A 14,685-nucleotide genomic window follows, 5' to 3' on the forward strand; every position below is an offset into this window, starting at 1 on the left:
GAGGGCTTTTAGCCCAGCCAGTAATATGCCCTTACAGGGCTGAGCAAACCACCGGCTTAGCCGGTGGTCATGATTTTAAAAGGAGGAAATAAAATGAGACAGGTAGCTATTTATGGGAAGGGTGGCATTGGTAAATCTACTACTACACAAAATCTTACTGCAGGTCTTGCAGAAATGGGTAAAAAAGTAATGGTAGTGGGTTGTGATCCAAAAGCGGATTCAACAAGATTACTTTTAGGAGGATTAGCACAAAAAACGGTTCTTGATACCTTAAGAGAAGAAGGAGAAGATGTAGATTTAAGCACAATAATGAAAACTGGATTTGGAAGTATTAAATGTGTTGAGTCAGGTGGACCAGAACCAGGAGTTGGATGTGCAGGTAGAGGTATTATTACATCTATAAATATGCTTGAACAACTAGGTGCTTACGATGATGATTTAGATTATGTTTTTTATGATGTTTTGGGTGATGTTGTATGCGGTGGTTTTGCAATGCCAATACGTGAAGGAAAAGCAAAAGAAATATATATAGTTGCAAGTGGTGAAATGATGGCAATGTATGCAGCTAATAATATATCAAAAGGCATAAGTAAATTTGCTAATTCAGGCGGAGTAAGACTTGGTGGTATTATATGTAACAGCAGAAAGGTTGAAAATGAAAAAGAGCTTTTGGAAGCTTTTGCAAAGGAACTTGGAACACAGCTTATTTATTTTGTACCACGTAGTCATGAAGTACAAAAAGCAGAAATAAACAAGCAAACAGTTATACAATTTAATCCTCAAGATGAACAAGCAGATGAGTATAGAACACTAGCTAAAGCTATAGATGGAAATGATATGTTTGTAATACCAAAGCCAATGAAGCAGGAAAAACTAGAAGCTATACTTATGGAACATGGATTATTGGAGTAATTATGAAAAGATATAAAAACAAAGTAAGCGCATCTCTTGGTTTTTAGAAGAATGAATAAGAGATACGCCGCAAAAGGATTAGAGTGTACCGACTCTAACCAATATAGTTTAACATAAAAGAGGAGGGTATTCAACAATGTTAATGGTAAAAGCTATTATTAGACCAGAAAAAGTAGCTTCTGTACTTTCAGAATTGTGTGATGCTGGATTTCCAGCAGTAACTAAATACGAAGTTGCAGGAAGAGGTAAACAAAGGGGAATAAAAGTTGGAGAAATCTATTATGATGAAATACCTAAAGAAATGCTCATGATGGTTATAAATGATGAAGATAAAGATGATGTTATAAAGATAATAGCTAAAAATGCTAAAACTGGTGAAAAAGGAGCATTTGGTGATGGAAAAATATTTGTAAGTCCCGTTATTGAAGCATATACAGTTAGCTCTGGCACAAAATCGCTGTAGTCAGGAGGAATAATATGAAAGAGGTTACTGCAATTATTAGAATGAACATGATTAATGCTACAAAAGATGCTCTTTTAAAGAGTAAATTTTCATCATTTACTTGTAGAAAAGTAGTAGGAAGAGGGAAAAAGAAAGTTAGGTTTTTAATGATAGACGATGAATCTATTGAGAATAAGGCAGTTGAAGATAAAAAGTTTGTAGAGGATATATCTGAAACACACAGACTTGTGCCTAAAAGAATGCTTACTATATTGGTTAAGGATGAGGATCTTCAGGAACTTGTTGAACTTATAATTGATGTCAACAGAACATCAAATCCAGGAGATGGAAAAATATTTGTTTCGGATGTAACTGATGTATATAGAATTAGGACAGGAGAAGTAGGAGAAGAAGCTCTATAAATAGTAAAAGAGGTGAATTTAATAGTATGGAAAATGGTATGAAAAAAGTTGTGGACATTGCTCTTGAAAAATATCCAGCTAAAGCTTATAAAAGTAGAAAAACTCATATTGTAATAAAAACAAAGGAGAATCCAAGTCCACAGATTAATGCTAACGTAAGAACAGTTCCAGGAGTAATTACTTCAAGGGGATGCTGCTATGCAGGCTGTAAAGGAGTTGTTATGGGGCCAATAAAAGATATGGTACACATAACTCATGGACCTATTGGATGTGCGTTTTACACTTGGGGAGGAAGAAGATTTAAAGCCAAGGCTGAAGATGGTGGACAAAATTTCGTTGAATATGTTTTTTCAACCGATATGCAAGAAAGCGATATAGTTTTTGGAGGAGTCACTAAGCTGAGAAATGCAATAAAAGAAGCTGTTGAAATTTTTCATCCTAAGGCTATAGGAATTTATGCCACATGCCCTGTTGGTCTTATAGGTGATGATATAAATGCAGTAGCACAAGAAGCTAAAAAATTATATGGAATTAATGTTCTTGCCTTTAGTTGTGAAGGATATAGAGGAGTAACTCAATCTGCAGGACATCATATTGCCAATAATACAGTTATGAAAGAAATAATTGGAACAGGAAACTGGAAGCATAAGAAATATTCAATAAATATATTAGGAGAGTATAACATAGGTGGAGATGCCTGGGAAATGGAGAGATTCCTAAAAAAGATAGGATATACCATTGTAACAACATTAACAGGAGATGCAGGATATGAACAAATTCAAAATGCTCATATGGCAGATGTAAATTTAGTTCAATGCCATAGATCTATCAATTATATTGCAGAAATGATGGAAACTAAGTATGGTATACCATGGATTAAGTGTAATTTTATAGGCGTGCAAGGAACTATAGATACTTTAAGAGATTTAGCAAAGTTTTTTGATGATAAGGAAATTTATGATAGGACTGAAGAGGTTATAGCTGAAGAACTTTCAGAAATTGAAGGTGAAATGGAATACTATAAGCAAAAACTTCAAGGTAAGGTGGCTTGTTTGTTTGTAGGTGGATCTAGAGCACATACATATCAGGTGCTTTTAAATGATCTTGGAATTAAAACTATACTAGCCGGTTATGAATTTGCTCATCGTGATGACTATGAAGGAAGAGAAGTTATTCCAACAATAAAGGTAGATGCTGATAGCAAGAACATTCCAGAATTAATAATTCATCCTGATGAAGAAAAGTTTAGAGTAATAATACCAAAGGAAAAAGCGGATGAACTTAGAAGCAAAGGTGTTCCAATTGAGTATTATGGTGGCATGATGAAAGAAATGGATGAAAACACCATTGTAGTTGATGATATGAATCACCACGAGATGGATACTTTTATAAAAAAATTGAATCCAGATATGTTTTTAACAGGAGTAAAAGAAAAATATGTTATTGAAAAGATGGGAGTTTTATCAAGACAGCTTCATTCTTATGATTATACAGGACCATATGCAGGTTTTAAAGGAGCGGTAATATTTGCAAGGGAACTTGCAGCAGGCGTTTATACACCAGCGTGGAGATATGTTACTCCTCCGTGGAAAAAAGAAGCTTTAATAGAAGGAAAAGTAGTTGGAGGTGAAGAGTAATGTTAGATGCTACACCAAAAGAATTAGTGGATAGGAAATATCTAAGGATAAATCCGGCTAAAACATGTCAGCCAGTAGGGGCAATGTACGCAGCGTTAGGAATTCATAACTGCCTTCCACATAGCCATGGTTCACAAGGCTGCTGTTCTTATCATAGAACAGTGCTTTCAAGGCATTTTAAAGAACCAGCAATGGCAGCTTCAAGCTCTTTTACAGAAGGTGCCAGTGTCTTTGGCGGAGGTGCTAATGTAAAAACTGCAGTTAAAAATATATTTGCACTTTATAATCCCGATATTATAGCAATTCATACAACCTGTCTTTCAGAAACTATAGGAGATGATTTGCCAACTTATATAAGAGAAATGGATATACCAGAAGGTAAGATAGTTATCCATGCAAATACACCAAGTTATATAGGCTCTCATGTTACTGGTTTTTCAAACATGGTAAAAGGAATGGTTGATTATCTTTCGAAAAGCAGTGGAAACAAGAATAGCAAGGTCAATATAATACCTGGTTTTGTAAGTCCAGCAGATATGAAGGAAATGAAGAGAATATTTAATGTTATGGGTATTCCGTATATTATGTTTCCAGATACAAGTGGTGTATTTGATACTCCTAATACTGGAAAGTTTAATATGTTTCCAAAGGGAGGAGCCACAATTGAAGATATAACAGATGCAGGAAATTCAGATACTACTTTTGCTTTTGGAAGCTATGCATCGGAGCTTGGTGCTAAGACTTTAGAGAAAAAGTGTAAGGTGCCTTTTAAAACTCTTAAAACTCCTATTGGCATAGATGCAATGGATGAACTTTTAATGGTTTTAGCTAAATATACAGGACAAGAAGTACCAGAACAGCTTGAAATTGAAAGAGGACAATTAGTTGATTTAATGCTCGATAGTTATCAGTATTTTCATGGTAAAAAAGTGGCGATAGTTGGTGATCCAGATATAGTTATTTCACTCACTCAATTTACATTAGCTTTGGGAATGATACCTAAGTATGTAATAACTGGAACTCCAGGACAAGAGTTTGAAAATGTAATTAAGAGGATGATTAAGGAATCAGAAGTTGAGGAGGAGTGCAAGGTTAAGGCTGAAAGTGATTTCTTTGAAATACATCAATGGATAAAAAATGAAGGTGTGGATTTGCTTATGTCTAATACCTATGGAAAATTCATAGCTAGAGCAGAAGATATTCCGTTTGTACGTTTTGGTTTTCCTATAATGGATAGATATGGACATCAGTACACTCCTATGGTTGGATATACTGGTGCTATAAAATTAGTAGAAGCAATGTGTAATGCTATGCTGGATAAAATTGAAAGAGAATGTAGTGAAGAGGATTTTGAAGTAGTTAGATAGAGTCTTTAAGGGTAGAGAGGATTTTTAATTGAAAAATATTGAAAGTACTCTCTGCCACTATTATATAGGAGGAGGTTATATTTATGGAGGTAGAGTCACAGGTTTTAGATGAAAGAAAGGAATTTGTTTGCTATAATTCTAAAAATAAGTCTTCAAGGCTTAGATGTGATGAAAATAGTATATCAGGTGCAGTAAGTCAAAGAGCTTGTGTTTATTGCGGTGCAAGGGTTGTGCTGAATCCTATAACAGATGCTTTTCATTTAATTCATGGACCAATTGGCTGTGCAAGTTATACTTGGGATTTAAGAGGAAGTTTATCAAGTGGTTCTGAGATATTTAGAAATAGCTATTCTACAGATTTAAGTGAAACAGATGTAATATTTGGTGGAGAGAAAAAGCTCACAGCAGCAATAGATGAAATTGTGGAGAAATTTAATCCGAAAGTAATTTTTGTTTATGCAACCTGCATTGTTGGAGTTATTGGAGATGATATAGATGCAGTATGTAAAAAAGCTGAAGAGAAATACTCTTTAAGAATTATACCAGTAAAATCACCTGGTTTTTCTGGAAATAAAGCAAGTGGATATAGAGCAGCTTGCAATGCAATTTTAAAGCTTATAGGCAATAAAAAAAGTAAAAATAAGATTAATGGTATTAATTATCTTGGGGATTTCAACTTAGCAGGGGAAATTTGGGTGGTCCAAAGCTATTTAAAGAGAATAGGTATTGAAGTTGTAGCTAAAATTACTGGTGATAGCAAATATGATGAGATTATAAAAGCACCGGAGGCCAAATTAAATATAGTTCAATGTGCTGGTTCTATGGAATACTTGGGAAAAAAGATGGAGGAAATTTACGACATACCATACATTAGAGTTAGTTTTCTTGGAATAGCTGATACTGAAAATTCCCTTCTTCAAATTGCAAGCATTTTGGGAGATGAAGATACAATAAAAAAAGCAGAAAAACTTATTGAAGATGAGAAGTCAAAAATACAAAAGACAATTCAATATTATAGGAAAAGGCTTATTGGAAAAAAAGCGGCCATATATGTTGGAGGCGGCTATAAGGCAATATCTTTAATAAAACAATTTAATGAACTTGGCATTGAAACTGTAATGGTTGGAACTCAAACAGGAAAACCAAGAGATTATGAAATTATTAAGAACATTACTAAGGAAGGAACTGTAATATTAGATGATGCTAATCCTTATGAATTAGAAAAGTTTATGCTTGAAAAAGGCGCAGATATACTTGTGGGTGGTGTTAAGGAAAGACCTCTTGCATATAAGCTTGGAGTTGCATTTTGTGACCATAATCATGAAAGAAAGCATATTTTATCTGGGTTTGAAGGAGCAGTTAATTTTGCAGAAGAAATAGATTTGACGGTAAATAGCCCTGTCTGGAAATATGTATAAATGTAAGGGAGATGATTGAAATGGCAAATAAAAATATGATTAATGTAGATGTAAATCCATGCAAAATGTGTATGCCAATGGGTGGAGTTATGGCGTTTAAAGGAATTGAAAATAATATGATAATATTACATGGCTCACAAGGATGTAGTACATATATTAGAAGGCATATGGCAACACATTACAATGAACCTGTTGATATAGCATCTTCGGCCCTTACTGAAAATGGCACTGTATATGGTGGAGCTGAAAATTTAAAAAAAGGTTTAAAAAATATGATAAAGATGTATACTCCTTCTACTATAGGTGTTATGACAACTTGTCTTGCAGAAACTATAGGGGAAGATGTAAACAGAATAATATCTGAATTCTGTGAAGAGGAAAAGGAGATTGCAAAGGATATAAAAATTATATCAGTTCCTACTCCAGGTTATGGTGGTACACAATTTGAGGGATATTATCTGGCTTTAAGAAAAATAGTTGAAAAACTTTGTACTAAAAAATGTGTAAACTCTAGAAGCATCAATATTATTTGTGCTAATTTGAATCCAGGAGATGTGAGAAATATAAAGGAAATATTAAATGGATTTGGAATGCAGTACACTATTTTACCTGATGTTTCAAATACATTAGATTCTCCCCATAATGATAAATATTTAAGGATACCAAAAGGGGGGACAGAAGTAGAGGATATAAAGAAAATGTCTGGTGCAATAGCAACTATTGAAATGGGGATGACAATAGATGAAGAAAAATCTCCAGGGGCTTATTTAAGAGATAGATTTGGAGTTCCATTATATAAATGTGGTATTCCTATAGGTATTAGAAATACGGAGGAATTTATTAAGTTAATATCTGAAGTGGGTGGTATATCAATTCCGAAAGAATTTATAATTCAGAGGGGAAGATATTTAGATGGTATGATAGATAATCATAAATATACTGGAAAAGCAAGAGTGATAATATATGGTGAGCCAGAACTTACGCTAGCAGCTGCCAGAACTTGCCTTGAAAATGGTGTACTTATAAAGCTTGTTGCGTTGGGAGCAAAAAATAGCATAGTAAAATCTGAACTTATGAATGAAATGAAAAATCAAAAAGAAGATGGAATAGTTTTAGACGATACAGATTTTGGCACTATAGAGGAATATGCAAAAAAGTTTAATGTGAATTTACTTATTGGAAACTCAGATGGCAGAAGAATGGCAAAAAGGCTTGGAATAAAAATAATAAGAATAGGATTTCCAGTTCATGATAGGGTAGGAGCTCAAAGAAAAATTATAACAGGATATAATGGTTCAGCTTTATTTATAGATAATATAGCAAATGCGATGTTAGAAATAACAGAAGATACTTTTAGAAAGAAAGCCTTTGATAATTATTATGTTCCTGCACTAAATATAGAAAAGGATAAAAGCTTACAAGACAAAACGTGCACTCATCCATGCTTTAGTGATGATGCACATAAGTTTGCAAGAATGCATATACCAGTTGCACCTAAATGCAATATAAGTTGTAACTACTGCAGCAGAAGGTATGACTGCGTAAATGAGAGCAGACCAGGTGTTACTAGTGAGGTGTTATCACCACTTGAGGCTCTAGAAAAGTTTAAGTTAGTAAAATCAAAAATGAAGAATTTAACAGTATTAGGTATAGCAGGTCCAGGAGATGCTCTTGCAAATTTTGAAGAAACCAAAAAAACCTTAGAGTTAATCAAGAAAGAAAGCCCAGAAATGACGTTCTGTCTATCTACTAATGGACTTATGCTTCCTTTTTATGCTGATGAATTAATAAGTTTAGGAGTTTCTCATGTCACAGTTACTATAAATGCAGTTGACAAAAAGATTGGAGCTAAAATATATAGAAAAGTAAATTATTTGGGAAATAAATATGTAGGTGAAGAGGGCGCAGAAATACTCCTTAATAACCAAATAACAGGACTTAAATATTTGTGCTCTAAGGGCATAATTTGTAAAGTTAATATTGTCATGCTCAAGGGAATAAATGATAAACATATTAATGAGGTAGTAAAAAAGGTTAAAGCTTGCGGGGCTTACATGACTAATATAATGCAGATGATTCCTGTAAAGGGAAGTGTATTTGAGAAGCTTCCATTGGTTACAAAAATGGAGATAGATCAAAAGAGAAAAGAATGTGAAGTTGATATAAAACAAATGTATCATTGTAAACAATGTAGGGCAGATGCTATTGGAACTTTAGCTCAAGATTGTTCAATAGATTTTAGAGGCATTACCTGCATAGGAGAATGTCAAAGCACCTGCATGAAAGTTAAGGAAAAAGAAATTGAAACAAGCAGTAGAGTGTATAAATTTGCTATATCTTCAAGGTCAGGAACTAATGTAGATCAACATTTTGGTCATGCTACTGAATTTTATATTTACACATATAACAATGGCAAGATTAGATTTCTAGAGAAAAGGAATGTTGAGAAATACTGTACAGGTATATTAAATTGCTATGATCATGAAGATAAAATTTCAAAGACCATTAAAGCAGTTGAGGACTGTGATGCTGTTTTAGCGCTTAGGGTGGGATTAGAACCAAGAAAAAAGTTAGAAAAAGCAGGAATAAGAATTATAGAAATGTATGAACCCATAAATAATGGTGTGAAATTAGCTGTGGAAAAAATTAAATTAGAAAGTAAAGAGGGTGTAATAAATGATTAAGAGTTTATTTAGAAAAAAAAGAGGACTGTGTTTTATTTCTAGTTTGCTTATTATAGTGTTCTTTACAAGTGCATGTTCTAGTGCAAGTTCTAAAGAACTCAATAAGACTAAAAAGAGTCCCAAAGAAAAGATAACTGTTCTTGCAGCGGCAAGTCTTACAGAAGCCTTCACAGAATTAGGAAATGATCTTGAGAAGGAAAAAAATATCAAATCATCTTTTAATTTTGCGGGTAGTCAGCAGTTAGTAACTTTAATTGAACAGGGCGCACCTGCCGATGTATTTGCATCTGCAGATACTAAAAATATGGATAAGGTAGTAAGTGATAAAAAGGTGGAAGATAGCATCATATTCACAAAAAATCAATTAGTAATTGGTAAGTACAAGAACAGTAAAATAGAAGTTAGCTCATTAAAAGACTTGGCGAAGGATGGAGTAAAAATTGTAGTTGGAGATAAATCGGTACCTTGTGGTGCATACTTTTATAAAGCACTTAGCAAGGCTGTTAGTGGCAAGGTTATAGATGAAAATACCTACAATAAAATATTAAAAAATATTAAAAGCAGCGAATTAAATGTTAAAGATATTGTAAGTAAGATTTCCATGGGAGAGGCTGATGTAGGAATAGTATATAAAACTGATATAAATACAAAAAATCAGGATAAAATTCAGGTTATAACAGATGGGGAATTTTCTAAACTAAAAGTAGAATATCCTGTAGCAGTCATAAGTTCGTCTAAACATAAAAAAGCAGCTAAAAGTTTTATTAATTATCTTACTTCTAGTAAAGGAAAAAGGTTATTAGAGAAATATGGATTCACGGTAAAATAAGTTTAATTGGTAGGAGGTTTAGTATGGTTGAAGATGGTGTAAAGTTAAGAAGAAAGTATACAGGTGTATTTGTAAAAGGGATTAGGAATAATTTTGTTATGGAGAAAATATTATCTCCTACCATGGTTTGCATGGCCGTGATTTATATTTTTTTGCTTGTACTTCCGATTTTATCGTTGATGAAATATGCAGGTGTATACAATATATTACAAAATGTACGTAATGCAGAGAATATTAATTGTATACTTTTAAGCTTGGTAACCTCTCTAGTTTCTCTTGTAATAACCTTTCTTTTTGGCACTGCCACAGCTTTTTATATTGCTAATATATCTAATAATAAAATGGCAAAGTTACTTGATATCATAGTTGAAATGCCAATTGTACTGCCGCCAGCAGTTGCTGGAATTGCACTGCTGTTAGCTTTGGGGAGTAATGGTTTTATAGGAAGATTTTTATCACAATATAATATAGATATAGTGTTTACTCCTATAGCGGTAGTAATTGCACAAGTTTTCGTATCATCTGCATTTTACGTTAGAGTTTTGAGAGATTCCATAAGAAGTGTGCCTGATGAGATTTTTGAAGCAACTTATGTTTTTGGTGCAGGTAAAGTTGAGACAAACATAAGAGTCATAATCCCAATGCTTAAAAACTCTATAATATCTGGACTTATATTAGCTTGGGTTAGATCAATGGGGGAATTTGGAGCGACCCTTATGTTTGCAGGTAACATATTAAATAAAACAAGGACTATTCCACTTGAGATATATACACTTATGCAGAGTGATATAAAGACAGCTACTGCCTTTGCAGCAATATTGTATATATTGTCATTTTCTATGCTTGTTATAGTAAGAATGAATCAAAAGGAGGATAAATAGTGGCGATTATAGTTAATGGTAAGAAAAAAATGATAATAGATAGATCTATACCTGAAATAGTAAGAAAATTAAGTAAATTTGAAAGAGAAGATATTTTTAAATTTATGCAATTGCTTACTGCATTTGGAGTTGACATTATTGAAATTGATATGAAATCAATTAGTAAAATAAATATACTACCTAAAAATATTAGCTATGCATATAGAGTAGAACATGAGAAGGATGTTACACTTATTAAAGATTATAATTTTAGGTATCTTATCATAAAGTGTGATTTAGCTAAAAATATGAAAAATGATTTAATAGCGAATATAAATAATTCAAAAATTATATTAGAGATAAACATTGAAAAAATTAATGATAATTTTTTGAACGAAAATTATGAGGTTTTAAATAATTTTAATATAGTATGTATTAGAATTAATAATGTTAAAAAATGTAATTTTAATAGTTGGAGTAAGTTTATAAAAAAGATAAAAAATGAATTTTCTGTATTGATAGATTTTTGTCCTCAAAATGGATATTTTGCTGCAACAGCAATAGCTATAGAAAGTTGTTTAGATGGGGCGGATTTTATCACAACTGCATTTTACGGAGAAAAATATGGATTTGCAGCCTTAGAAGAAGTTATGCTTGCACTTAAAGTAATAAGAAATGGAGAGGTCATTGGTAATTCAAAATTATTATGCGAAATTAAAATGGTATATGAAAAGCTTATAAATCAAGAGGTTTTTCCAATGAAACCTGTGCTTGGAGCTGATATCTTTAAATATGAATCTGGTATCCATGTTGATGGAATAGAGAAAAATGCAAAAACTTATGAGCCATATAATCCCTGTGAAATAGGTTCAAAAAGGCAAATGTTTATTGGAAAGCATTCTGGAAAGAAAGCAGTTATTACCAGGTTAAAGCAATTAAACGTTAAATTAATAGATATTGATGTTGATGACCTTTTAAAAAAAATACGAAGTAAAAGTATTAAATTAAGAAGAAATATTTTCGATGATGAGTTAATTAAATTGTATAAAAGCTCCACTGGTAACCATATAGAATGGAGGGAAAAAATATGAGCATTAAAGTTGTCGACACAACGCTAAGAGATGGTGAACAAAAGGCTGGCATAGCACTGGGGATAAATGAAAAGGTAGAGATTGCCAAAATTCTTGATGATATGGGTATATTTCAAATTGAAGCTGGTATAGCGGCTATGGGTGGAGATGAAAAAGAAAGCATAAAAAAAATAGTGAAATTGGGGCTTAAGAGTAAAATATCTTCCTGGAATAGAATGAACATTAAAGATATTAATGAATCTATGGATTGCGCTGTAGATATAATTCATATATCGGTTCCAGTATCTAACATTCAAATTGAGGAGAAGTTGAGAAAAGATAAAAATTGGGTGCTTGAAAATATTAAAGAATGTGTTCAATATGCAGTAGGCAAAGGTTATGAGGTGACAGTGGGATTGGAGGATGCCTCAAGAGCAGATATAAATTTCCTCATAGAAGTTTGCAAACTGCTTTACAATAGTGGTATTAAGAGGATTAGATATGCTGATACTGTTGGTATTTTGTATCCAAGAAGAGTATTCCATCAGATAAATAAGATAAGAGAAGCTGTACCAATAGAAATAGAAATTCATGCTCATAACGATTTTGGCATGGCAATAATAAATTCACTAGGAGCTTTAAAAGCTGGGGCTAAATATGTTGATTGTACTATTACTGGAATAGGGGAAAGGGCTGGTAATTGTGATTTTTTGGAGTTCGCAAAAACTGCTTATGAGCTGCTAGGTGAAAAAATATATTTAAATAAGTTTAGTGAGCTTAAGAAAAAAGAAAGTATCATAAAAGAAATAATTGGATAGATAAGTCTGCTTAAAACATGGCTATAATTTAAAGGTTACATTCTTTATTTACAAATTGTAAAATTAATGTTAACATATAGTTGATATTAATTTTATATTGTTTTTAGTGCTGGGGGTGTCCTTTGTGGCTGAGAGAAGTTTTTAAAGCTTTAACCCTTTGAACCTGATGCGGATAACACCGACGAAGGAAAGCTTGTTTCACATGTAGAATGCATGAGCGCTATTTTTAGGTAGCGCTCTTTATTTTTGTGAAAAATTAAAAGGAGTGAAATATGTTCGTTGATGCACATAATCATTTGAATTTTTTTAAGGATAAGGCAAAATTAAAAAAGGCTCTTGATATTATAACAGAAGATAACATAGTTACACTTGGCTGTTCTATGGATATTCAAAGCTATAAGTTTACTAAAAAGCTTAGTAAGGATAATAAAAATATAATACCTTGTTTTGGAATTCATCCTTGGGAAGCTCATAATAATTACAAAAATTTAGATTTGTTTGATGAATATATAAAAGAATGTAAAATTATTGGAGAAATAGGGCTGGACTATTTTTGGGTTAAGGAAAAAGAAAAGTATCCGCATATGAGAAATGTTTTTGAATACTTTTTAAAAAAGGCTAAAAGCTATAATAAAATTACAAATATACATACTAAAGGTGCAGAAGAGGAAATTCTTAATTACATAAAAAAGTATGAACTTAAAACGCCTATAATCCATTGGTATAGTGGAAATTTAGAAACTTTAAAAAAATTAATAGATTATGGCTGCTATTTTACTATAAGCGTTGATATAGGTTATTCAAAACTTACAGAGGAAATAGTTAAGCTTCTTCCAATGGATAGAATTTTAACAGAAACCGATGGACCAACTTCTTTAGAATGGGTAAATGGGGAGTACGGCTATCCAGATGAAGTGAAAAATATAGTAAACAAAATTTCAATCATAAAAAAATCTAATTATGATGAAATTGAAAATAAAATTTTTAAAAATTTGAAAACCATATTGGAAAATCAGTTCAACTATTAATTTATATATGCACCAAAGCTCTTTGAATATTAGAATTTTGGAACATATATAAATTAAGTTTCACATTGATTCTCCTAGAAAGAGGGAATAATAATATGAAAACAGTTAATGTTAGTTTACAAGTACTTCCAACAGTACCAGAGGAGAGAATATATCCAGTAGTTGATAAGGTTATAGAATACATAAAATCAACTGGAGTTAAGCACATAGTTGGACCAATGGAAACTACTATGGAAGGCGACTTAGATACACTTATGGAAATTGTAAAGAAGGCACAAACAATATGTGTTGAAGAAGGAGCCTCAAGAGTTGCATCTGTTGTTAAAATAGATTACAAACCTGAGGGGATAACAATGGAGGAAAAAGTTGGCAAATATCAAAAATAAATTGTATCCTATAATTACTTTAGTAGCCGTTGTGCTGCTTTGGCAAGTTATTGTAGATGTTAAAAATGTTCCGGCATATATAGTTCCTTCACCTACAGGAATAGTTAAAACACTTATAAGTGATTTTAAAGTTATAATGGATAATACAAAGGTAACAATATATGAATCAATTGTAGGTTTTGTTATATCAATAGCTTTATCTTTTGTACTAGCAGTACTTATGGATAGTTTTAAAATTGTTAGAAAATCGCTGTATCCAATTTTAGTGATTTCTCAAACAATACCAACCATAGCAATTGCACCACTATTTATAATATGGTTCGGTTTTGGTCCAATGCCTAAAATTATAGTTGTAATAATAACTTGCTTTTTCCCAATAGTAATAAGTCTTATAGATGGATTTGAAAAAGTTGATAGAGATTACATTAACTTATTTAGAACAATGAAGGCATCAAGGCTTCAGACCTTTTATCATTTAAAGCTTCCATATGCCATGGTTAATTTATTTTCTGGACTTAAAATAGCTGCAACCTATATGGTAATGGCATCTGTTATAGGAGAGTGGCTTGGAGGAGACAGCGGTATAGGTGTGTACATGGTTAGAGCAAAAAGTGCCTATGCTCTAGATAAAGTTTTTGCAGCAATTATAGTTATAGTTTTAATAAGCATAATAATAATATACATTATAGATTTTATAAGCAAAAGATTAATACATTGGAAATAAAGATAAACCACCTTGAAACTTTAAAATTGCAATCTCCAAATTTATCCTGATAAACTGGAATTTGTCGAGCTGAGTGAAGGGTTTTAAT

14 protein-coding genes and 1 riboswitch are annotated in these 14,685 nt (G+C 32.2%); all 14 genes read left to right on the forward strand.

Going from position 1 to position 14,685, the window contains the following annotated elements:
* Positions 1–93 precede the first annotated feature (93 nt).
* Positions 94–912: a nitrogenase iron protein gene (gene nifH / locus LQK79_RS19945; protein WP_053242227.1), complete on the forward strand. Its 819-nt coding sequence runs from the start codon at positions 94–96 to the stop codon at positions 910–912.
* Positions 913–1,048: 136 nt separating this feature from the next.
* On the forward strand, positions 1,049–1,375 hold the full coding sequence (locus tag LQK79_RS19950; protein WP_053242228.1) for a P-II family nitrogen regulator: 327 nt from the start codon (positions 1,049–1,051) through the stop codon (positions 1,373–1,375).
* A gap of 14 nt (positions 1,376–1,389) precedes the next feature.
* Complete coding sequence (locus tag LQK79_RS19955; protein ID WP_053242229.1) at positions 1,390–1,776, forward strand: P-II family nitrogen regulator; 387 nt, start codon at positions 1,390–1,392, stop codon at positions 1,774–1,776.
* Positions 1,777–1,802: 26 nt separating this feature from the next.
* Positions 1,803–3,413, forward strand: a complete 1,611-nt coding sequence (gene nifD, locus LQK79_RS19960; RefSeq protein ID WP_231017636.1) for a nitrogenase molybdenum-iron protein alpha chain — start codon at positions 1,803–1,805, stop codon at positions 3,411–3,413.
* Positions 3,413–4,780 carry a nitrogenase molybdenum-iron protein subunit beta gene (nifK, locus tag LQK79_RS19965; RefSeq protein WP_231017638.1) on the forward strand — a complete coding sequence of 456 codons (1,368 nt, stop codon included), beginning with the start codon at positions 3,413–3,415 and terminating at the stop codon, positions 4,778–4,780. Before nifD ends, nifK begins: the two co-directional genes overlap by 1 nt.
* A gap of 83 nt (positions 4,781–4,863) precedes the next feature.
* Positions 4,864–6,198, forward strand: a complete 1,335-nt coding sequence (gene nifE / locus LQK79_RS19970; protein WP_053242230.1) for a nitrogenase iron-molybdenum cofactor biosynthesis protein NifE — start codon at positions 4,864–4,866, stop codon at positions 6,196–6,198.
* A gap of 20 nt (positions 6,199–6,218) precedes the next feature.
* A complete protein-coding gene (nifB, locus tag LQK79_RS19975) occupies positions 6,219–8,882 on the forward strand; it encodes a nitrogenase cofactor biosynthesis protein NifB (protein WP_053242231.1) in 2,664 nt (887 codons plus the stop codon).
* The gene (gene modA, locus LQK79_RS19980) at positions 8,875–9,711 is read left to right on the forward strand and encodes a molybdate ABC transporter substrate-binding protein (RefSeq protein ID WP_053242232.1); all 837 of its coding nucleotides are present in this window, start codon (positions 8,875–8,877) and stop codon (positions 9,709–9,711) included. The genes nifB and modA overlap by 8 nt, the downstream gene beginning before the upstream one ends.
* 23 nt (positions 9,712–9,734) lie before the next feature.
* Positions 9,735–10,592, forward strand: a complete 858-nt coding sequence (locus LQK79_RS19985; protein WP_053242233.1) for an ABC transporter permease — start codon at positions 9,735–9,737, stop codon at positions 10,590–10,592.
* On the forward strand, positions 10,592–11,662 hold the full coding sequence (locus LQK79_RS19990; protein WP_053242234.1) for a homocitrate synthase/isopropylmalate synthase family protein: 1,071 nt from the start codon (positions 10,592–10,594) through the stop codon (positions 11,660–11,662). The genes LQK79_RS19985 and LQK79_RS19990 overlap by 1 nt, the downstream gene beginning before the upstream one ends.
* A complete protein-coding gene (locus tag LQK79_RS19995) occupies positions 11,659–12,459 on the forward strand; it encodes a beta/alpha barrel domain-containing protein (protein ID WP_231017640.1) in 801 nt (266 codons plus the stop codon). The genes LQK79_RS19990 and LQK79_RS19995 overlap by 4 nt, the downstream gene beginning before the upstream one ends.
* Positions 12,460–12,560: 101 nt before the next feature.
* A riboswitch (TPP riboswitch) is annotated at positions 12,561–12,666 on the forward strand.
* Between the two features lie 65 nt (positions 12,667–12,731).
* On the forward strand, positions 12,732–13,487 hold the full coding sequence (locus tag LQK79_RS20000) for a TatD family hydrolase (RefSeq protein ID WP_231017641.1): 756 nt from the start codon (positions 12,732–12,734) through the stop codon (positions 13,485–13,487).
* Positions 13,488–13,582: 95 nt separating this feature from the next.
* On the forward strand, positions 13,583–13,873 hold the full coding sequence (locus LQK79_RS20005; protein WP_231017643.1) for a thiamine-binding protein: 291 nt from the start codon (positions 13,583–13,585) through the stop codon (positions 13,871–13,873).
* A complete protein-coding gene (locus LQK79_RS20010; RefSeq protein ID WP_053242237.1) occupies positions 13,854–14,597 on the forward strand; it encodes an ABC transporter permease in 744 nt (247 codons plus the stop codon). Before LQK79_RS20005 ends, LQK79_RS20010 begins: the two co-directional genes overlap by 20 nt.
* Positions 14,598–14,685: the final 88 nt, after the last annotated feature.

Source organism: Clostridium guangxiense, assembly GCF_021043395.1.
GTDB lineage: Bacteria > Bacillota > Clostridia > Clostridiales > Clostridiaceae > Clostridium_S > Clostridium_S guangxiense.

Coding starts and splice junctions, on each gene's coding strand:
- nifD (WP_231017636.1), top strand. CDS start 1,803: ATGGAAAATGGTATGAAAAAAGTTGTGGACATTGCTCTTGAAAAATAT.
- LQK79_RS19985 (WP_053242233.1), top strand. CDS start 9,735: ATGGTTGAAGATGGTGTAAAGTTAAGAAGAAAGTATACAGGTGTATTT.
- LQK79_RS20005 (WP_231017643.1), top strand. CDS start 13,583: ATGAAAACAGTTAATGTTAGTTTACAAGTACTTCCAACAGTACCAGAG.
- LQK79_RS19955 (WP_053242229.1), top strand. CDS start 1,390: ATGAAAGAGGTTACTGCAATTATTAGAATGAACATGATTAATGCTACA.
- nifH (WP_053242227.1), top strand. CDS start 94: ATGAGACAGGTAGCTATTTATGGGAAGGGTGGCATTGGTAAATCTACT.
- modA (WP_053242232.1), top strand. CDS start 8,875: ATGATTAAGAGTTTATTTAGAAAAAAAAGAGGACTGTGTTTTATTTCT.
- nifB (WP_053242231.1), top strand. CDS start 6,219: ATGGCAAATAAAAATATGATTAATGTAGATGTAAATCCATGCAAAATG.
- nifK (WP_231017638.1), top strand. CDS start 3,413: ATGTTAGATGCTACACCAAAAGAATTAGTGGATAGGAAATATCTAAGG.
- LQK79_RS20000 (WP_231017641.1), top strand. CDS start 12,732: ATGTTCGTTGATGCACATAATCATTTGAATTTTTTTAAGGATAAGGCA.
- LQK79_RS19950 (WP_053242228.1), top strand. CDS start 1,049: ATGTTAATGGTAAAAGCTATTATTAGACCAGAAAAAGTAGCTTCTGTA.
- nifE (WP_053242230.1), top strand. CDS start 4,864: ATGGAGGTAGAGTCACAGGTTTTAGATGAAAGAAAGGAATTTGTTTGC.
- LQK79_RS19995 (WP_231017640.1), top strand. CDS start 11,659: ATGAGCATTAAAGTTGTCGACACAACGCTAAGAGATGGTGAACAAAAG.